The organism is Leifsonia lichenia, from assembly GCF_054780215.1.
The window spans coordinates 292,008-311,065 of the sequence record NZ_BAAGWT010000009.1 but is presented as its reverse complement, the minus strand read 5'-3'; the positions used below and the strand labels follow the sequence as shown (position 1 = coordinate 311,065).

Genomic DNA, 19,058 nt, shown 5'->3' with positions numbered 1-19,058 from the left:
GCGAGTCGACCAGCCGTCACCACCGGCCGCCTCCCACCAGCACCCTCCCCACGGCCCTCCGTCCGGACGGAGACTCTGCGCCAACGCGCCCAGCTCTCCTTCCGAACGGAGAACCGGACCGCGTGTCCCGCGAAACCTCCTGCTCAACCACGAGGTGGATGCTGCCCAGCACGGCGTCCCACTCCTCCAGCACCTGCCGGGCTGAGAACCGCAGCCTCCCGCCGCCGCGCATCGCGAGGCCGAGGTCGCGTGCACGATCGCGCTCGAACGCATCCCGATCGCCGTGATATCGAAAGCCGTCGATCTCGACGTACAACCAGCCGTCCACCCGCAGGTCCACCCGTCCAACGCCCGGCACGGCCACCTGCTGCTCGACGGCGTAGCCGGCGGAGGTCAGCCGCTGCCGGACGATCGACTCGACCCCCGAATCCGACCCGGGCCGGGCGAGGAGCGCCACCGCACGCGAACGACGTGACTCGCTGGAGAAGATACCGGGCAGTTCGTGCAGCCGGACCGCCCCACTGGACAGCGCCGTGTCGAGCACCGCGACAGCGGTCTCCTCGTCCGCGCACCGGACGACGCTCCTGAGACAGTCCGCGCGCGACACGCGCCACACATCGGCGCACGGCTCCGATGCCGTCCAGTGAACGACCGCGGGCGACTCGCGCAGCCCGACACCGCGAGCGGTCGGAGGCACACGGAGGTGGGTGCGCGCATCCATCCCTCCCCACCACCCGTAGCTCCTCGCAGCGGACACGCAACTGAGGCGCCCTCCCAGGCGCGCGGCCTCGAGCGCGGGCCCGCGCGTGGACGGGAGCGCGTACAGGCCGCGCCGGAGGCGCACGAGCGTTCCGTCGCGCACCGCGGCCGCCAGCTCGGGCGGCGTTGCGCCCGCCGCCGCGAGCTGCGAACGGGAGGCGATTCCGCCGACGGCTTCGAGGTCGCCGAGATTCCAGGTCTGCATGGAGCGAGTGTGGCCGACCATCCAGGGCGGCCGGGACCGCATCCCGAGAATTGTGGAGAAGCTCGGGATGCGGGCGGGTGTGGACTACAGGAGTCTCCGGCCGACACGCCGCCCGATTCTCCGTAACGAAGGAGAATCCGGGCGATGCGGCCGCATTCTCCGTCCGGACGGAGTTNGGATGGGTGGGTGGGGTGGGTGGGGTGGGTGAGGTGGGCGGGGCGGGTGAGAGCGGGTCGCCCTTCAGCTCGATGGCGATCTGGTCGGCGTCGAGGTTGGTGAGGGCGTTGAGCAGGAGGTCGGCGCTGAAGGTGCCGTCGTCGCGCGCGTCGAGCAGCGCGTTGCGCTGCGCTTCGATGCGGGCGAGCCGTGCGCGCTTCTGCTCCATGAAGGCTTCCGGCGTCCGGTCCATCGGAGCGGGCAGCGGCACCGTCTCCGCCGCGTCCCTGAGCAGCGTCATCAGACGGACCTCCTCGTCGCGCTCCAGCTCCGCGTCGACGGGAGCCGGCTTCACGAGTCGCACCACCCAGCCGAGCGTTCCGCCCTGGATGAGCAGTGAGGCCGCCGCAACGATGAACGCGATGAGCACCAGCAGGGAACGGCTGGGCGTGCCATCGTGCGGCAGCGTCTGCGCAGCCGCCACGGTCACGGCCCCGCGCATCCCCGCCCAGACCACGATCGAGCCCTCACGCCAGCCGAGCGGGGCCGCCTTGAAGTAGTCGATGTCGGCGATCGTGCGCCGCAGCCTGGTGGCGAACCGCCCGATGTCGGCGGCCGTCATCTGACGGCGGTTGCCTGGCCCGCCCGAGCGCACCAGCGCCGTGCCGGCCGACTCGGGATCGTCGAGGCGGCCCTGGATGCTCTCGATTCGGGGTCGCATCTGCTCGCCGCGTCGCGCCCTCCGCGACAGGACGGCCAGCAGCGGGCCGACGTACGCCGCCCGCACCAGGATCGTCAGCAGCAGCGCTCCCGCCCCGACGAGCAGCGCAGGCAGGAAGCCGGCGTGATCGTTCTGCACGTCGGTGACGATGCCGAACAGCTCCAGCCCCATCACGAGGAACACCAGCCCTTCGAGCACCAGCTCGACCGTCCGCCAGTTCTGCGCATCCGACAGCCTGTGCTGCGGGGAGAGCACGCGCGGCGCCCGTCTCCCAGTGATCAGGCCGGCCACGACCGCGGCAACCAGACCGGATGCGCCGAGCGCCTCGGCCGGGATGGACGCCAGGAACGGCACGGTGAACGACAGCACGGTGTTGACCGTGGCGTCCGTCACCCTGGCGCGCACGATCAGGTTCAGCCGCCCGACCGCCCAGCCGAGCACCAGCGCCACAGCGACCGAGTACGCGAACGACCCGATGAACCCGCCGAGCGAGAACGACGCTGCCGCCGCCGCGATGGCCGTGCGCAGCAGCACGAGGGCGCTCGCGTCGTTGAGCAGGCTCTCCCCCTCGAGGATCGCCACGACACGGGGCGAGACCCCCGAGCGTTTGACGATCGACGTCGCGACCGCATCCGTCGGGCTCACGATCGCGCCGAGGGCGATGCCCCACGCGATGCCGAGGCCGGGGATGACCCAGGCGAAGAACAGTCCGAGGATGACGGCGCTCACGATCACGAGCAGGACGGAGAGGCCGCCGATCGCACCGAACTCGCGCCGGAACTCCATCGCGGGCATCGACACGGACGCCGAGTACAGCAGCGGGGGCAGGACCCCGGCGATGATCCACTCCGGCTCGATGGTCAGCGGAGGCACGAACGGCAGAAAACTGACCCCGATGCCCAGCACCACGAGCACCAGCGGCGCGGCGACGCCGAGCTTCGGCCCGAGCGTGGTCGCGCCGGCGATGGCCAGCAGCACCAGGACGATCACGAGGAGGATTTCCACCCCGCGACCCTACCGCGAACGACCGCTACAGCACGATGTGCATGGCCCTTGCGGCGTCGGAGATCGAGCCGGACAGCGACGGGTACACCGTGAATGCGCGGGCCACCTGGTCGACCGTGAGGCGGTGCTCGACGGCGAGCGCGAGCGGGAAGATCAGCTCGGAGGCGCGCGGTGCGACGATCACGCCGCCGATGACCGTGCCGGAGCCGGTGCGGGCGAACAGCTTCACGAAGCCGTCCTTGATCCCGAGCATCTTGGCGCGCGGGTTCGACTTGAGCGGCAGCTTGTAGATGTCGCCCTGCGCGATGCCCTCCTCGATCTGTTTCTGGTTCCAGCCGACCGTCGCGATCTCCGGCTGGGTGAAGATGTTCGATGTCACGTTGCGCAGCTCGAACGGGTTGACCGCATCCCCCATCGCGTGGAACACCGCTGTGCGCCCCTGCATGGATGCGACGGAGGCGAGCGGAAGCAGGTCGGAGCAGTCGCCCGCCGCGTAGATGTTCGGGATGGAGGTGCGCGCGACGCGGTTCACACGGATGTGCCCGGAGTCGGTGAGCTGCACACCCGCCTCCTCCAGACCGATCCCTCGGGTGTTCGGCACGGAACCGACGGCCATCAGGCAGTGGCTCCCCTCGACGGTCCTGCCGTCGGAGAGCGTGGCGACGACACCGTTCTCCGTGCGCACGATCGATTCGGCACGGGACTTGGAGAGCACCTGCATCCCGTTGCGCTTGAAGACGTTCTCGATGACCTTGGCCGCGTCGGCGTCCTCGCCGGGAAGCACCTGGTCGCGGCTGGAGATCAGCGTGACCTTGGAGCCGAGCGCGGTGTATGCGGAGGCGAACTCGGCGCCCGTCACACCGGAGCCGACCACGATCAGGTGCTCCGGGATGCGGTCGAGGCTGTAGAGCTGCGTCCAGGTCAGGATGCGCTCACCGTCTGGCACGGCGGACGGCAGGATGCGCGGGCTCGCGCCCACCGAGACGACGAACGTGTCGGCCTCGATCCTGTCGAAGTCGGTGCCCGTCTCTCCCGCGGCGGTCGACACGATGATCGCGCTCGACCCGTCGAGGCGCCCCTCGCCCGTGACGATGCGGACGCCGGCGCGCACCAGCTCTGCGCGCATGTCCTCGGACTGCTGGCGGGCGAGCCCGACGAGTCGCTTGTTGACGGCGGCGAGGTTCACGGCGACCTCCGGCCGCACCGGCTTGCCCGTCTCGCCCCTGGTGAAGAACTGCACGCCGAGGTCGGCCGCCTCGCCGATGGCGTTCGCGGCCTCGGCGGTCGCGATCAGGCTCTTGGACGGTACGACATCGGTGATCACGGCGGAGCCGCCGACCCCTGTGCGCTCCACCAGGGTCACGTCTGCGCCGAGCTGGGCACCGGCGAGGGCTGCTTCGTACCCGCCAGGCCCACCCCCGAGTACAGCGATCCTCTGCTTGCGCTCGAATTCATAGGCCATGACCTCTATTCTCTCGTATCCTGGCGCACGGATGCGCATCCACTGCACCCCTGTGCGCTCACGGCCCGCTCAGTAGAGTTGGCTCATGCCTGAATCCATCACGAACCCGCTCGACGACCCGGCCACCGACCCGTTCGAGGTCGCCCGTCTGGCAGCAGAGCAGCTTGCAGAGAAGACCGGCGTCGCACAGCACGACATCGCGCTGACCCTGGGCAGCGGCTGGGGCAAAGCGGCCGATCTGATCGGCGAGACGACCGCCACCATCCCGGCCACCGAGATCGTCGGCTTCGGCAAGCCGGCGCTCGAGGGTCACGTCGGAACGCTGCGTTCCGTGCTGCTGCCGAACGGCAAGCGCGCTCTCGTCATCGGCGCTCGCACGCACTACTACGAGGGCCACGGCGTCCGCAGGGTCGTGCACAGCGTGCGCACCGCGGCGGCGGCCGGAGTGAAGACGATGATCCTCACGAACGGCGCCGGCGGCATCAAGGAGCACTGGAAGCCGGGAACGCCCGTTCTGATCAGCGACCACATCAACCTCACGGCGGACTCCCCGCTGGAGGGCGCGACCTTCATCGACCTCACCGACCTCTACTCGAAGCGGCTGCGCGAGCTGGCCAAGACCATCGAGCCGAGCCTCGACGAGGGCGTGTACACGCAGTTCCGCGGCCCGCACTACGAGACCCCGGCCGAAGTGCAGATGGCGAAGACCATCGGCGGTCACATCGTCGGCATGTCCACCGCTCTGGAGGCCATCGCGGCCCGCCAGTCCGGGATGGAGATCCTGGGCATGTCCCTCATCACGAACCTGGCCGCCGGAATCCAGAAGACGCCGCTCAGCCACCAGGAGGTCATCGAAGCCGGACGCGAGGCCGAGCCCGTGATCAGCGCGCTCCTCGCCCAGATCGTGGAGGCCCTGTGAGCGAGGAGCAGACGGACGACCTGATCGAGCAGGCCCAGGCCTGGGTCGCCCAGGATCCCGACCAGGAGACCCGCGACGAGCTGAACGACCTGATCGTCGCGGCGCAGGCCGGCTCCGCCGAGGCCGTCGCCGACCTGCACTCGCGGTTCGACGCGCGTCTCGCGTTCGGCACGGCCGGGCTGCGCGGCGAGATCGCCGCCGGCCCCAACCGGATGAACAGGGTGCTCGTCGCCCAGGCGGCAGCCGGGTTCGCGCGCTACCTGCTCGACCACGCGGACGGCGCGACGCCGTCCGTCGTGATCGGCTACGACGGCCGCAAGAACTCCGACGTGTTCGCCCGCGACACCGCGGAGCTGATGGCCGGAGCCGGTGTGCGCGCCGTCCTGCTTCCCCGCCTGCTCCCCACCCCTGTGCTCGCGTTCGCTGTCCGCCACCTCGACGCGAGCGCCGGTGTGATGGTCACCGCCAGCCATAACCCGCCGAACGACAACGGCTACAAGGTGTACCTGGGCGGCGACAACCACGGCTCGCAGATCGTCTCCCCCGTGGATGCGGAGATCGAGTCGCGCATCCTGGAGGTCGCGGCAGGAAGCGTCCTCGACCTCCCGCGAGCCGAGACGTACGAGGTCGGCGCTGAGGACATCGAGCGCGCGTACATCGACGCGACGGCCGCCGTCGCCTCCACGACGGCGACCAGGGATGCGGTCTCCTACGTCTACACCGCCATGCACGGCGTCGGCTGGCGCACCGCCCGCGACGTCTTCGCCGCGGCAGGGTTCGCGGAGCCGACCGTCGTCACGGCGCAGATCGATCCCGATCCCGCCTTCCCGACGGTCGCCTTCCCCAACCCGGAGGAGCCGGGCGCGATGGACCTGTCGTTCGAGGCGGCACGCGCATCCGGCGCGGACCTGGTGATCGCCAACGATCCGGACGCCGACCGTCTCGCCGTCGCGATCCCGGATGCGTCGAGCGAGGCAGGCTACCGCCGGCTCAGCGGCAACGAGGTCGGCGCCATCCTCGGCTGGCGCGCCGCCAGGCTCGCGGAGGCCGCTGCCGCTCCCGACCAGGCAGCGTTCGGCTCCCTGGCCTGCTCGATCGTGTCGTCTCCGGCGCTCGCTGCCGTCGCTGAGAAGTATCATCTCGACTTCGCGAACACGTTGACCGGTTTCAAGTGGGTCTCCCGCGCGCCCGGCCTCGTCTACGGCTACGAGGAGGCGCTCGGCTACCTGGTGAACCCGGAGACCGTGCGCGACAAGGACGGCATCTCGGCCGCGACCGCGTTCCTCGATCTCGCCAACAGCCTCGCAGCCGATGGGAAGACCATCGCTGACCACCTGGACGCGTTCGCGGAGACGTTCGGCTTCTTCGCCTCCGACCAGATCTCGATCCGGGTCACCGACCTGTCGCAGATCGATCGCATCATGGCGAGCCTTCGCGCCACACCGCCCGCCGCGCTCGGCGACGTGCGGGTGCAGCAGATCGACGACCTCAAGGACGGCTTCGGCGACCTCCCGCCGAGCGATGTGCTGCGCATCCTGCTCGGCGACGGCTCGCGCGTCATGGTGCGTCCGTCCGGCACGGAGCCGAAGCTGAAGATCTACATCGACGCATCGAGCGATCAGGGCGGTGTCGAGGAGCGCCGTGCGACCGCGACCGCCCGCGTCTCCGCCCTCGCGGCGGCGATGCGCGAGCTCACGGCCGCGTAAACGCCTCGACCGGAAGGGCGCTCAGGCCGACGGCCCGAGCGCCCTTTCCGCGTCTCCGGCGACAGAGGCCGTCGTTGCGGCGCCCGCTTTCCTGGCGTAGCCGAGCACGAAGAGAGCCAGCGCGAGCACGGAGACGACGGCGCCTGCGACGGGCACGGCCACTGCTCCGCCGATGCTCAGTGCCGCCGTGCCGATCAGCGGAGCGACCGCGATTCCGACGTACATCGCCGTCGAGTACCAGGACAGCGCGAGGGCAGAGGCCGCCGGATCGATGTGCACCAGCCGGTGCTGCACAGGGATGGCGATGGCGAACGCGGCGACGCCCCAGAGCGCGAACACCACGATGGATGCGGCGAACGAGGCTTCGACGAACGTCAGTACGATCAGCGCGAGCGCCTGCCCGCCGAGCGCCACGACCGCGACCGTCTTGCTGCCGAAGCGGTCGGTGAGCGGACCGGCGATCACATTGCCGAGCACTCCGGCTGCGCCGTATGCCAGCAGCAGCACCGCCAGCAGCGCGCCGGAGCCCCCTGTGGATGCGTGGGTGACGGCCGCCGAGAAGATGTAGACGATGTTGAAGCCGGCCACCATCAGCAGCGTCGTGCCGAGCGGGGCCAGGATGCGACGGTCGCCGAGCGGTGCGAGCCTGCGCCGCAGCGAGACGGGCGGCGGCAGCGGCACGCCGCGCACCACGAACGGGATGGCGATGGACAGCACGACGCCGAGGGCGACGAGGCACCAGAGCGGGAGCCTCCATCCGGCGATGCCGCCGAGGGCGGTGCCGAGCGGCGAGCCGACAGCGGTCGCCAGGGTGAAGCCGGCCCCGACGATGGCCAGTGCGCGTCCGCGCTGCTCCGGCCGGGCGAGGGAGGCGGCGGCGGCGGTCGCCGTCGGCACCAGGGCGGCTCCGCCGAGACCGGAGAGCGTGCGTCCCGTGATGAAGACGGCGAGGTCGGGTGCCGCCGCTGCGATGGCCGCTCCGACCGCGAAGAAGGCGAGCCCGCCCGCCATGAGCACAGTGCGCGGCACGCGCGGGAGCAGGATGGAGACGGCGGGCGCCGCGACGGCGACGACCAGCGAGTACGAGGTGATCGAGTAGCTCACCTGGGTGGGCGTTGCCCCGAGCGTGTCCGCGATCTGGGGAAGGAGCCCGGCGATCACGAACGCGTTGGTCGCGACCACGAACAGGGCGAGAGCGAGGATCAGCAGCGCCGGAGTCGACCTGCGGTATGATTGTTCGACGAACGTCATACGGTCAAGATACGACCATTGTTCGATGATTGTCAAACTATTTTGTCGAGGGGATGCACGTGTCGGCTGACTACCCGGCCCCCGCCATCGAGACGGTCCAGCTCGTCGACGTCCTGCGAGCCGTGGCAGACCCCATCCGGTTGCAGATCGTGCGGGTGCTCTCCGATGGCGAACCACACGCCAAGTCCGCCACGGAGTGGGGCTTCGACGTGCAGAAGTCGACGCTCTCGCACCACTTCAAGGCGCTTCGCGAGGCAGGAGTGACGCTCACGATCGTGGACGGGCGCACCCACGCCATCCAGCTCCGCAGAGCGGAACTCGACCAGCGGTTCCCCGGGCTGGTCGATGCGCTCGTCAGCGCAGAAGATGGAAGCGCAGACGATGGGAGCACAGCCGATAGCAGCGGCGCAGCGCAGCTCTAGCCGAGCGCCTCGTCGAGCTTCTGCTCCAGCTCGTCCAGGTCGAAGTAGTTGTCGACAACGACGATGTCGGCGTTGGTCTGCCCGATCTTGTCGACCAGCTCCGGCGAGGTCAGGATGACCTGCGCGTCGGATGCGGCCGTCGCCAGGCTGGCGAGGTCCGAAGCTGTCACGTCCGCGTCGATGTCGAGGCGCCGAAGCACCCGTTCCGCGTTGACTTTCAGGATCCCCGAGGTGCCGATGCCGGCGCCGCAGATCGCGACGATCTTCATCAGGCGGCGCCCTGTTCGCTGGCGGCCATGATGCGCTGCACGGTTGCCGCATCCTGAGCTGCGGCCAGGGCCGGAATCGACTCCGGGTCGTTGAACACGTTCGCCAGCTCGGCGACCGAGGTCACGTGCGCCTCCGGCGACGAGACGGCGAGGCCGATGACCACGGAGACCGGATCGTTGTGCGGGTGCCCGAAGACCACCGGGTCGTCCAGCGTGACCACGGAGAGGCCGTCCGCCAGCACGTCGGGGCCGGGGCGGGCGTGCGCGAGGGCCAGCCCGGGCGCGATGACGATGTATGCCCCGAACTCGTCGATGACCTGGATCATCCGCTCGGCGTAGCTGGGCTCCGTGGCCCCGGAGGCCGCGAGAGCCGCCCCTGCCAGCTCGACCGCGTCACGCCAGTCGGAGGCGTGGGCTCCGATGGTGATGGCGGAATCGGGCAACGGTGGCAGAGGCATGGCTCAAGCGTATCTCCCGGTGGGTTACGAACCCTCGAAACCTGCTGTGATGATGTCCGCCAGCTCTTCGCGTTCTTCCAGCGGCAGGAACGCGGAACCGGCCGCGTTGAGCTGGAAAACCTCCAGGTCCGTGCGGTCGTACGCGAAGGCGTCGGCCAGGATGCTCAGCTCGCGCGTCAGCGACGTTCCGCTCATCAGACGGTTGTCGGTGTTCACCGTCACCCGGAAGCCGAGCTGGTAGAGGAGGTCGAACGGGTGGTCCAGGATGTCGTCGCCCCACGCGGCGATGGCGCCGGTCTGCAGGTTGGAGGTCGGGCTCGTCTCGAGTGCGATCTCGCGGTCCTTCACCCACTGGGCGAGCGTGCCGATCGTCACGTAGGTGTTCTCGTCGTCCTGGCGCTCGATCGTGATGTCCTCGGCGATGCGAACGCCGTGGCCGAGACGCAGTGCGCGACCGTCGATGAGAGCGCTCCTGATGCTCTCCAGGCCGTCGGCCTCGCCGGCGTGGACGGTGGTCGGGAAGAACTGCGCGGCGAGGTAGTCGAACGCCTCGCGGTGGCGCGACGGGAGGAACCCGGCTTCTGCGCCCGCGATGTCGAAGCCGACGACGCCGTTGTCGCGGTGGCGCACGGCCAGCTCCGCGATCTCCAGCCCGCGGTCGGCGTGACGCATGGCGGTGACGAGCTGACCGACCCGGATGCGCTTGCCGGTGGCGCGCACGTCGTCGATGCCCTGCTCGATGCCGTCTTGGACCGCATCCACCGTCTCGTCGAGGCTGAGGCCGCGGGTGAGGTGCTGCTCCGGCGCCCACCGGATCTCGCCGTAGACGACACCGTCCTCGCCCAGGTCCTGAACGAACTCGCGCGCGACGCGGCTGAGCCCTTCCTTCGTCTGCATCACGGCGGTGGTGAGGTCGAAGGTCTTGAGGTATTCGACCAGCGAGCCGGAGTTGGACTTCTCGCCGAACCAGCGAGCCAGCTCGACGGCGTCCGAGGTGGGGAGGTCGAGGCCGATCTCCGCGCCGAGCTCGATCACCGTCGCCGGTCGCAGGCCGCCGTCGAGGTGGTCGTGCAACGACACCTTCGGCAACTCCCGGATGCTCGTTCCGTCGCTGAGCCTGTACCCGCCGTCTGCTTCTTTACTCATGTCCTTCAATCTATCTCAGCGATCGAGCCCAGGGTTTCTCACCGTATTCGGCCGATTTGCGGTGAAAAAGCCTGGGCTCGATGGCGCGGGTGGGGGGGTTAGGAGATGCGGTCGGCGATGAGGGGGCCGCCGGTGAGGACGGGGTCGCCGTGGTCGCCGATGCGGTATGCGCCTTCGAGGGCTTCGAGCGCGCGCTCGAAACGGGCGGGCTCGTCGGCGGAGAGGGTGAAGAGCGGGTCGCCTGCGCGCACGGTGTCGCCCGGCTTGGCGTGCAGGTCGACGCCCGCCGCGTGCTGCACGGGGTCCTGCTTGCGGGCGCGGCCGGCGCCGAGACGCCACGCGGCGATGCCGAACGGCAGCGCCTGCTGCTCGACCAGCACGCCGTCGCGGTCGGCGACGACGGTGTGCGTCTCCTTCGCGACCGGCAGCGGCGCGTCCGGATCGCCGCCCTGGGCGCGGATGGTCTCGCGCCACTTGTCCATGGCGCGGCCGTCCTTCAGCGCGGCCTCCACATCCACGTCCGTCTTGCCTGCGAGGGCGAGCATCTCGCGCGCCAGCTCGATGGTCAGCTCGACCACATCGGCCGGTCCCCCGCCCGCCAGCACCTCGACGGACTCGCGCACCTCGTTTGCGTTGCCGATGGCGAGGCCGAGCGGCACGTTCATGTTGGTGAGCAGCGCGGAGGTGGCGACGCCGGCGTCGCGGCCGAGGTCGACCATCGTGCGGGCGAGCTCGCGCGACTTCTCGATGTCCTTGAGGAACGCCCCAGACCCGAACTTCACGTCGAGCACCAGCGCGCCCGTGCCCTCTGCGATCTTCTTGCTCATGATCGAGGAGGCGATCAGCGGGATGGCCTCGACCGTTCCCGTGATGTCGCGCAGGGCGTAGAGCTTGCCGTCAGCGGGCGCGAGACCGGAGCCGGCCGCGCAGATCACGCCGCCGACATCCCGGAGCTGGTCGAACATCTCCTGGTTGCTCAGATTCGCCCGCCAGCCCGGGATGCTCTCCAGCTTGTCGAGCGTCCCTCCCGTGTGCCCGAGCCCACGACCGGAGAGCTGCGGCACGGCGGCGCCGAAGGTCGCCACGAGCGGCATCAGCGGCAGCGTGATCTTGTCGCCTACGCCGCCGGTGGAGTGCTTGTCCGTCGTCGGCTTGCCGAGCCCCTCGAAACTCATCCGCTCACCGGAGGCGATCATCGCCATGGTGAGGTCCTTGATCTCGCGGCGCGTCATCCCGTTGAGGAAGATCGCCATCGTCATCGCGGCCATCTGCTCGTCGCCGACATAGCCGCGCGTGTACGCGTCGATCAGCCAGTCGATCTGCGGCGTGGACAGCTCGCCGCTGTCGCGCTTGGTGTGGATGAGGTCGACGGCGTCGAAGGCCTCGACCGTCCCTGCGGTGTCGCTCATATCTGCTTTCTGTGTCGTCGTGCGCTCAGGAATCGTGCGCTGCGGCGTACTCGGTCAACTGGCGCGGGCCGAACGCATCCGGCAGCACCTCGTCGATGGTGCGGAAGCCGGACACCGTCTCCAGCACCATGCCCTCCGCGGAGTGCTCGTACAGGAGCTGGCGGCACCGGCCGCACGGCATCAGCACGTTTCCGTCGCCGTCCACGCAGGTGAAGGCCACCAGGTGGCCGCCGCCCGACATGTGCAGAGCGGAGACGAGTCCGCACTCCGCGCACAGCGTGACGCCGTAGCTGGCGTTCTCGACGTTGCAGCCGGAGACGATCCGGCCGTCGTCGACGAGAGCCGCTGCTCCCACGGCGAACTTCGAGTACGGGATGTACGCGTGCGTCATGGCTTCGCGGGCCGCGGCGCGCAGCGCCTCCCAGTCCACGGCGTCCGTCGCCTCTGCCCCGCTCATGATTTGATGTACGGCTTGCCGTCTGCGGCGGGAGCCCGCGAGATGCCGACGAGTCCGGCGACGGCGAAGATCGTCACGACATACGGCAGCATCAGCATGAACTCGCTCGGCACAGGTGCGCCGATGATCCCGAGCGTGGTCTGCAGGTACGACGCGAAGCCGAACAGCAGAGCGGCCAGGGTGGCCCTGATCGGGTCCCAGCGTCCGAAGATGACGGCGGCCAGGGCGATGAAGCCCGCGCCGTTGGTCATCTCCTTGCCGAACGCTCCAACCGAGGCGAGCGTGAAGTACGCCCCGCCGAGACCGGCGACCGCTCCGGCGAGCGAGACGTTCCAGAACCGGGTGCCGTTGACGTTGATGCCCACGGTGTCCGCGGCCTTCGGGTGCTCGCCGACAGCGCGGACGCGCAGACCCCAGCGGGTCTTGAACAGGCCGAACCAGACCAGGAACACCGCGATGTACATCAGGTAGACGATGATCGTCTGCTTGAACAGCACGGGACCGATCACCGGGATCTCGCTGAGCAGCGGGATCGGCAGCCGCTCGAAGCGCGGCGGGTTGTTCAGCACCGGGATGTCGTTGGACAGCACCGTGGAGAACAGGAAGCTCGTCAGACCGGTGACGAGCACGTTGAGCACGACACCGACGATCACCTGCTCCACCAGGTATTTGATCGCGAACGCGGCCAGCACGAACGACACCAGGACTCCGGCGATCATCGCCGACAGCATCCCGATGATGAGCGCCGCGACGACCGGCAGGTGCCAGACGTGCTGCGCGACCGACGCGATGAACGCCGAGACGAACGCTCCGGCGAGCAACTGACCCTCGATGGCGACGTTCACCACGCCGGCACGCTCGGAGATGACACCGCCGAGGGCGCCGAAGACGAGCGGAACGGACAGGCTCACGCTGCCGAGCAGCAGGCCGGTGAACGGCACGGTGTGTCCGGCGGCCGCCCAGGTGAGGAACCCGAACATGAACACCAGCGCGAACACGATCGCGTACCAGATCGGCACCTTGCGGCCGGAGGCGATGTAGAAGTACGCGCCGACGGCCAGGATCGCGCACAGGATGGCGCAGATGATGCTCGTCGCCTGGGTCGGGACGGTCAGCAGCGGGATGGCGAAGAAGTCGCCAGGGTCGGCGAAGCGGAAGCTGCTGTCGCCCTGCCTGGGCAGGAACACGAACAGCACGATGGCGAGCAGGGCGAACACGCCCAGCGCGATCGGCGCCTTCCAGCTCTTGATCTGGGTGCGCTCCAGGACGATCTGGTCGCTCGACGGGATGCCCGGCTGGGTCTCGGTGACGGTGCTCACTTGGCTGCCACCTCCTTGCTGACGATGGGAAGGGTGGACTTCTTGGATGCGACGCCCGGCGTCGGCAGGCGGAAGATCGCCCGCACGAGCGGCGGCGCTGCGATGAACAGCACGATGAGGGACTGCACGACGAGCACGATGTCGATCGGGATGTCGTTGGCCGCCTGCATGGCGAAGCTTCCCGCCTTCAGCGCACCGAACAGCAGACCGGCGATGAACGTGCCCCACGGCCGCGAGCGACCGAGCAGCGCGACCGTGATCGCGTCGAAGCCGATGCCAGCATCCAGGTCGGACGTGATGCCCTGGGGGAAGGTGCCGAGCGCCTGGTTCACACCGGCGAATCCGACGAGGCCACCGGCGATCAGCATGGCGACGAAGTAGACGTTCTTGACGTCGATGCCGGCGACGCGTGCGGCGTTCGGGTTCTCACCGACCGCCTTGAAACGGAAGCCCATCGCGGAGCGGTTGAGCAGCCACCACACGTAGACCGTCAGCGCGATGACGATGACGAACGCCCAGGTGAGGTTGTACTGGTCTCCGAACAGCGGAGGCAGGATCGCGTTCGGCTTCACCGGCGGCGACTTCGGGTTGCTCGACCCCGCCATCTGGAAAAGGCCGGGCGTGCGCAGGAAGTACGCCAGCAGGTAGAAGGCGATGTAGTTGAGCATGATCGTGACGATCACCTCGTGCGCGCCCGTCCGGGCTTTCAGCAGCCCGGCGATGCCGCCCCAGATGGCGCCACCGGCGATACCGGCGACGATCGCGAGCAGCAGGTGCAGCACAGGAGGCAGGTTGAACGACCAGCCGACCCAGCCGGCCGCGCCCGCGGCGATCAGCATCTGGCCGCGGCCACCGATGTTGAACATGCCGACGCGGAACGCGAGGGCGACGCCGAGGCCACCGGCGATCAGCGGCGTGGCGAACGTCAGCGTCTCGGTCAGCGGCCGGATGCCCGCGGAGAACGACGGACGACGGAAGTTGTAGATCGAGCCCTGGAACAGCGAGACGTATGCGCTCGACACGGAGTGCCAAATGGCCTGGAACGTGTCACCCGGCCTGGCGAAGAAGTAGCCGGAGGCCTTCTGCACGGTCGGGTCGGTGATGGCGATCAGGATCGCGCCGATCACGAGGGCAATGACGACGGCGAGGATCGAGATGACCACGCTGCCGCCGGCGATGTCGCGCATGGCGACCTGCCAGCGCGATGGCGGCTCGACACCAGGGGCCTTCGTCGGCTCCGGCCCCTTCGTGGGCTCGGGGGCCTGGGCGGTCTGGCTCATGCTGCGACTTCCACATCCGCCGGCAGCTCGCCGGCCATCATCAGACCGAGCACAGCACGCGAGGTGTTGCCCGGTACGATTCCTACGATTCCGCCGCGGTACATGACCGCGATCCTGTCTGCGAGGGCGGCGACCTCGTCGAGCTCTGTCGAGACGACGATGACCGGGATGCCGGCATCCCTGGTCGCGACGATGCGCTTGTGCACGAACTCGATCGATCCGACGTCGAGCCCGCGCGTCGGCTGCGCGGCGACGAACAGGCTGAGGTCGCGGCTCAGCTCGCGGGCGAGCACGACCTTCTGCGCGTTACCGCCTGACAGCTTGCCGACCTTGGTGTCGACGCCCTGGGCGCGCACGTCGAACTCCTTGATCTTCTCCTCCGCGAACTCCGCGCGGTAGGAGAGCTGCAGGTTGCCCGCCTTGACGAACGGCTCCCCGCTCGACCGGTCGAGCATCAGGTTCTCCGCGATGGTGAACTCGCCGACGAGGCCGTCCTCGTTGCGGTCCTCTGGGACGAAGCCGACACCGGCGTCGAGCACGCGGCGCACGCTGTGTCCCTGGATGTGCTTGCCGTCCAGCTCGATCGTGCCCTCGACGCGCGGCTGGAGCCCGAGGATCGCCTCGGTCAGCTCGGTCTGTCCGTTGCCCTGCACTCCGGCGATGGCGAGGATCTCGCCCGCCTTCACATCGAAGCTCACGTTGTTGACGACGAGCTGCCCGATCGGGTCGATCACGGACAGGTCGCGCACGATGAGGGCCGGGGCGCCGGGGTTCGCCGGCTCCTTGTGCACGGTCAGCTCGACGGCGCGGCCGACCATCATCGACGCCATCTCGGTGTTCGTGGCGGTCGGCTCCGTCTCGCCGACGACCTTGCCGAGGCGGATGACCGTGATGCGATCCGCCACCTCGCGCACCTCGCGAAGCTTGTGGGTGATGAAGACGATGGCGGTGCCCTGCTCCTTGAGCTGGCGCATGATCGTCATCAGCTCATCGGTCTCCTGCGGGGTGAGCACAGCGGTCGGCTCGTCGAACACGAGCACCTTGGCGTTCTGGGACAGCGCCTTGATGATCTCCACGCGCTGCTGGACGCCGACCGGCAGGTCCTCGATCAGCGCATCCGGGTCGACGTCGAAGCCGAAGCGATCCGAGATCTCGCGCACCCGAGCGCGGGCGGCATTCAGGTCGAGGCGTCCGGCGAACCCGGTCTCCTCGTGGCCGAGCATGACGTTCTCTGCGACCGTGAAGACGGGGATGAGCATGAAGTGCTGGTGCACCATGCCGATTCCGGCCTTCATCGCGTCGCCGGGGCCGGAGAACTGCTGGACGACGTCGTCGAGCAGGATCTCGCCCTCGTCGGCCTGGTAGAGGCCGTACAGGACGTTCATGAGGGTGGACTTGCCTGCGCCGTTCTCGCCGAGCAGACAGTGGATCTCGCCTGGTTCGACCGTGAGGTCGATGTGGTCGTTGGCGACCAGGGCACCGAACCGTTTGGTGATGCCGCGAAGTTCGAGCTTCATTCGGGTGGGGTTCCTTCTCTACTCGCCCGGGTGGAGCGATGACGCGCGGGAAAGGAGGATGGCCTCGATGCGCGTCTTCACCCTACCTTTTTGCACATATGTCAGTGTGTGCTCAGTTGAGCAGTCGTGACAAGGGCCAAAAGACCGGGGAGGCCAGCATCCGCTGACCTCCCCGTGTAGTGCGATGGTGCTGTTACGCCTTGGGCGACGACGGCGACTCGACCGTGATCGAGCCGTCGATGATGCCGGCCTTGATCTTGTCCAGCTCGCCCTGCAGGCCCTTGTCCACCTTCGACTCGAAGTTGTGGAACGGGGCCAGGCCGACGCCGTCGTTCTTCAGGGTTCCGACGTACGGCGTGTTGGTGAACTTGCCGTTCGCTGCGTCCTTGACGACGGATGCGGTCGCGGTGTCGAGACCCTTCATCACCGAGGTGAGCAGGATGTCCTTGACGCTCGGGTCCGAGATGAAGACGTCGGTGTCGACGCCGACCATCGCGATGTCCTTGCCGGAGTCCTTGATCGCCTGCGCTGCCGACTGGTAGATCGGGCCGCCGACGGGCATGATCACGTCAGCACCCTGGTCGATGATGCCCTGAGCCGTGGTCTTGGCCGTATCGTTGGCGTCGAAGCCGCCGGTGAACGCACCGTTCTGAGCCTTGACGTCCCAGCCGACGACCTTGACGTCCTTGCCCTTCTGCTGGTTGTAGTACGCGACGCCGTCCGCGAAGCCGTCCATGAAGATGGTGACCGTCGGGAACTGCATACCACCGAAGGTGCCGACGACGCCGGACTTCGAGTAGCTCGCCGCGGCGTAACCGCCGAGGAAGGCGGCCTGGGCGGTGTCGAAGATGATCGGGCGAACGTTGTCCGCCGTGATCTCGTTGTCGTCGACCGTGGCGAAGTCGATGTCCGGGTTGGCCTTCGCGGCCTTCTCGGTGGCGTCCTTCAGGTTGAACCCGACCGAGATGATCAGGTTGCAGTTCTGGTCGACCATGCTCTGGATGTTCGGGCTGTAGTCGTTCGCGTTCTTCGACTCGGCCTTCTTGTAGCTGATGCCGAGGCTCTTCGTCGCGCTGACCATGCCGTTGTAGCTGGTCTCGTTGAACGACTTGTCGTCGAATCCGCCTGCGTCGGAGACCATGCAGGGCAGGAAGTCGCTCTTCGCCGCTCCGGTGGTCGAGTTGTCCGACGGGGCAGCCGAACACGCGGCCAGCATCGACATGACGCCGACCGCTACCAGGCCGAGCACTCCGGCCTTACGGGCTGTGATTGTCAAGGTGGTGTCCTCCAAGATGCAGGCCTCCGCGGGTGAAGGGAGGCCATTTGCTGTTCACGTTACCGAATGTGACGAACCGCTCCGTTCGAAAATCCGGCTTCTTCATGCAAGCGTTACAAATGCACGCCTGTTTGGCACCTGCTCATTTGAGCATCCTGTCCCCCGCGTCTACCCCCTACAACCACCCGCGCTTCTTGAACACGAAGTAGAGGGCGCCGCTCAGGCCCAGCATGGCCAGAATCGCGAGCGGGTATCCGAACGTCCAGTCCAGTTCCGGCATATGGGTGAAGTTCATCCCGTAGACGCCGGCGACCAGCGACGGGGCGAACAGAATCGCCGCCCACGAGGAGATGCGCTTGACCTCTTCGCCCTGACGGTGGGTGGAGTGGGCGAGCCGCTCCATCTCCTCGTTCCTCCGCTCGGAGACGAGGGTGGAGTTCACCGTGAGGATGTCGCGCAGGAGCTGGCGGAACCCGTCGACGCGCTCGTTCACCACCGTGAGGTGGTCCGCGACGTCGCGCAGCCCGCGCTGCAGCTCCTGGGTGACGCCGTACTTGGACGAGCCGTGCTCGAGCGCATCCATCACAGCGGTCAGTGGATGCGTCGCCCTCTGGAAGTCGATGACCTCGCGCGACAGCTCGTAGATGCGCCTGGACACCAGCGCGTCTCCGCCGAACACCTGCGTCTCGATCTCGTCGATGTCGTTGGCGAGACCGGCGACGACCGGGCTGTACGCATCCACTACCGCGTCGATGATGGCGTAGAGGATGGCCTGCGTTCCGAGGGCGAGCAGCTCCGGCTCCCGCTCCATCCGCTGGCGCACATGAGAGAGGTCTGGCGACTCGCTGTGCCTGACGGTGATGACGAAGTTCGGTCCGACGAAGAGGTGCAGCTCGCCGAAGTCGACCTCCTCTGGCACATCCAGGTAGTTGGCCGCTTTGAGCACGACGAAGAGCACGGTGTCGTACCGCTCCAGCTTGGGCCGCTGGTGCGCGACGATCGCGTCCTCGATGGCCAACTGGTGCAGACCGAACTCGTCGGCGAGCGACATCAGCTCATCGGCGCTCGGACGGTAGAGGCCGATCCAGGCGACGCCGTCGTCCGTCGCGTCGAGCGCGCGATACGTCTCGGCGAGGCTGCGCGGGGATGCGACGCGGTGGCCGTTGGAGTAGATGGCGGAATCGACCATGCTCGGGCGCGGCTCGCGGGGCGCGCTCTGCTCGGACGAGGAAGTCTCTGACGGAGGATCGACTCGGCGCGTGCGGGAGACGAAGGGCATCGGGATTCCGCGTCGATTGGTGTTCAGGGCCATGAGTCACCT

General features: G+C 68.4%; 16 protein-coding genes and 1 pseudogene. 3 read left to right on the top strand and 14 right to left on the bottom strand.

Annotated elements, in window-relative coordinates; genetic code table 11:
• Positions 1 to 16 precede the first annotated feature (16 nt).
• The 3 genes and pseudogenes from ACYVGI_RS16500 to ACYVGI_RS16490 all read right to left on the bottom strand — a co-directional run bounded on the left by ACYVGI_RS16500 (position 17) and on the right by ACYVGI_RS16490 (position 4,308).
• On the bottom strand, positions 17 to 964 hold the full coding sequence (locus ACYVGI_RS16500) for a type IV toxin-antitoxin system AbiEi family antitoxin domain-containing protein (RefSeq protein ID WP_460633815.1): 948 nt from the start codon (positions 962 to 964) through the stop codon (positions 17 to 19).
• 232 nt (positions 965 to 1,196) lie between these two features.
• A pseudogene (locus ACYVGI_RS16495) lies at positions 1,197 to 2,846 on the bottom strand (cation:proton antiporter); the annotation flags it as partial.
• Positions 2,847 to 2,871: 25 nt separating this feature from the next.
• Positions 2,872 to 4,308, bottom strand: coding sequence for an NAD(P)H-quinone dehydrogenase (locus ACYVGI_RS16490; protein WP_460633672.1), 1,437 nt, complete (start codon positions 4,306 to 4,308; stop codon positions 2,872 to 2,874).
• Between the two features lie 85 nt (positions 4,309 to 4,393).
• Between ACYVGI_RS16490 and ACYVGI_RS16485 the strand changes: the two genes are divergently transcribed.
• Complete coding sequence (locus tag ACYVGI_RS16485) at positions 4,394 to 5,227, top strand: purine-nucleoside phosphorylase (RefSeq protein ID WP_460633671.1); 834 nt, start codon at positions 4,394 to 4,396, stop codon at positions 5,225 to 5,227.
• Positions 5,224 to 6,933, top strand: a complete 1,710-nt coding sequence (locus ACYVGI_RS16480; protein ID WP_460633670.1) for a phospho-sugar mutase — start codon at positions 5,224 to 5,226, stop codon at positions 6,931 to 6,933. The genes ACYVGI_RS16485 and ACYVGI_RS16480 overlap by 4 nt, the downstream gene beginning before the upstream one ends.
• A 21-nt stretch (positions 6,934 to 6,954) precedes the next feature.
• On the opposite strand, the gene ACYVGI_RS16475 is transcribed toward ACYVGI_RS16480, so the two are convergent.
• Positions 6,955 to 8,184: an MFS transporter gene (locus tag ACYVGI_RS16475; RefSeq protein ID WP_460633669.1), complete on the bottom strand. Its 1,230-nt coding sequence runs from the start codon at positions 8,182 to 8,184 to the stop codon at positions 6,955 to 6,957.
• Between the two features lie 59 nt (positions 8,185 to 8,243).
• On the opposite strand from ACYVGI_RS16475, the gene ACYVGI_RS16470 reads away from it, so the two are divergent.
• On the top strand, positions 8,244 to 8,606 hold the full coding sequence (locus ACYVGI_RS16470; protein ID WP_460633668.1) for an ArsR/SmtB family transcription factor: 363 nt from the start codon (positions 8,244 to 8,246) through the stop codon (positions 8,604 to 8,606).
• Here the strand turns inward: ACYVGI_RS16470 and ACYVGI_RS16465 are convergent.
• The 10 genes from ACYVGI_RS16465 to ACYVGI_RS16420 all read right to left on the bottom strand — a co-directional run bounded on the left by ACYVGI_RS16465 (position 8,603) and on the right by ACYVGI_RS16420 (position 19,049).
• The gene (locus ACYVGI_RS16465) at positions 8,603 to 8,875 is read right to left on the bottom strand and encodes a PTS sugar transporter subunit IIB (RefSeq protein ID WP_460633667.1); all 273 of its coding nucleotides are present in this window, start codon (positions 8,873 to 8,875) and stop codon (positions 8,603 to 8,605) included. The genes ACYVGI_RS16470 and ACYVGI_RS16465 overlap by 4 nt on opposite strands.
• Positions 8,875 to 9,333, bottom strand: coding sequence for a PTS sugar transporter subunit IIA (locus tag ACYVGI_RS16460; RefSeq protein WP_460633666.1), 459 nt, complete (start codon positions 9,331 to 9,333; stop codon positions 8,875 to 8,877). The genes ACYVGI_RS16465 and ACYVGI_RS16460 overlap by 1 nt, the downstream gene beginning before the upstream one ends.
• 24 nt (positions 9,334 to 9,357) lie before the next feature.
• Entirely contained in the window at positions 9,358 to 10,479 is a 1,122-nt protein-coding gene (locus tag ACYVGI_RS16455) for an adenosine deaminase (protein WP_460633665.1), read from the bottom strand.
• A 98-nt stretch (positions 10,480 to 10,577) separates the two neighbouring features.
• Complete coding sequence (locus ACYVGI_RS16450; protein ID WP_460633664.1) at positions 10,578 to 11,888, bottom strand: thymidine phosphorylase; 1,311 nt, start codon at positions 11,886 to 11,888, stop codon at positions 10,578 to 10,580.
• Between the two features lie 25 nt (positions 11,889 to 11,913).
• Positions 11,914 to 12,345, bottom strand: coding sequence for a cytidine deaminase (locus ACYVGI_RS16445; protein ID WP_460633663.1), 432 nt, complete (start codon positions 12,343 to 12,345; stop codon positions 11,914 to 11,916).
• On the bottom strand, positions 12,342 to 13,664 hold the full coding sequence (locus ACYVGI_RS16440) for an ABC transporter permease (protein ID WP_460633662.1): 1,323 nt from the start codon (positions 13,662 to 13,664) through the stop codon (positions 12,342 to 12,344). The genes ACYVGI_RS16445 and ACYVGI_RS16440 overlap by 4 nt, the downstream gene beginning before the upstream one ends.
• Complete coding sequence (locus ACYVGI_RS16435) at positions 13,661 to 14,944, bottom strand: ABC transporter permease (protein ID WP_460633661.1); 1,284 nt, start codon at positions 14,942 to 14,944, stop codon at positions 13,661 to 13,663. Before ACYVGI_RS16435 ends, ACYVGI_RS16440 begins: the two co-directional genes overlap by 4 nt.
• Complete coding sequence (locus ACYVGI_RS16430; protein ID WP_460633660.1) at positions 14,941 to 16,461, bottom strand: ABC transporter ATP-binding protein; 1,521 nt, start codon at positions 16,459 to 16,461, stop codon at positions 14,941 to 14,943. The genes ACYVGI_RS16435 and ACYVGI_RS16430 overlap by 4 nt, the downstream gene beginning before the upstream one ends.
• 193 nt (positions 16,462 to 16,654) lie before the next feature.
• Entirely contained in the window at positions 16,655 to 17,737 is a 1,083-nt protein-coding gene (locus tag ACYVGI_RS16425) for a BMP family lipoprotein (RefSeq protein ID WP_055891590.1), read from the bottom strand.
• Positions 17,738 to 17,912: 175 nt separating this feature from the next.
• Entirely contained in the window at positions 17,913 to 19,049 is a 1,137-nt protein-coding gene (locus tag ACYVGI_RS16420) for a magnesium and cobalt transport protein CorA (RefSeq protein WP_460633659.1), read from the bottom strand.
• Positions 19,050 to 19,058: the final 9 nt, after the last annotated feature.

Bases quoted from the DNA above. Each gene is read 5' to 3' on its own strand.
- ACYVGI_RS16465 (WP_460633667.1), bottom strand. From the start codon at position 8,875: ATGAAGATCGTCGCGATCTGCGGCGCCGGCATCGGCACCTCGGGGATC.
- ACYVGI_RS16500 (WP_460633815.1), bottom strand. From the start codon at position 964: ATGCAGACCTGGAATCTCGGCGACCTCGAAGCCGTCGGCGGAATCGCC.
- ACYVGI_RS16430 (WP_460633660.1), bottom strand. From the start codon at position 16,461: ATGAAGCTCGAACTTCGCGGCATCACCAAACGGTTCGGTGCCCTGGTC.
- ACYVGI_RS16485 (WP_460633671.1), top strand. From the start codon at position 4,394: ATGCCTGAATCCATCACGAACCCGCTCGACGACCCGGCCACCGACCCG.
- ACYVGI_RS16490 (WP_460633672.1), bottom strand. From the start codon at position 4,308: ATGGCCTATGAATTCGAGCGCAAGCAGAGGATCGCTGTACTCGGGGGT.
- ACYVGI_RS16435 (WP_460633661.1), bottom strand. From the start codon at position 14,944: ATGAGCCAGACCGCCCAGGCCCCCGAGCCCACGAAGGGGCCGGAGCCG.
- ACYVGI_RS16445 (WP_460633663.1), bottom strand. From the start codon at position 12,345: ATGAGCGGGGCAGAGGCGACGGACGCCGTGGACTGGGAGGCGCTGCGC.
- ACYVGI_RS16420 (WP_460633659.1), bottom strand. From the start codon at position 19,049: ATGGCCCTGAACACCAATCGACGCGGAATCCCGATGCCCTTCGTCTCC.
- ACYVGI_RS16455 (WP_460633665.1), bottom strand. From the start codon at position 10,479: ATGAGTAAAGAAGCAGACGGCGGGTACAGGCTCAGCGACGGAACGAGC.
- ACYVGI_RS16475 (WP_460633669.1), bottom strand. From the start codon at position 8,184: ATGACGTTCGTCGAACAATCATACCGCAGGTCGACTCCGGCGCTGCTG.
- ACYVGI_RS16450 (WP_460633664.1), bottom strand. From the start codon at position 11,888: ATGAGCGACACCGCAGGGACGGTCGAGGCCTTCGACGCCGTCGACCTC.
- ACYVGI_RS16460 (WP_460633666.1), bottom strand. From the start codon at position 9,333: ATGCCTCTGCCACCGTTGCCCGATTCCGCCATCACCATCGGAGCCCAC.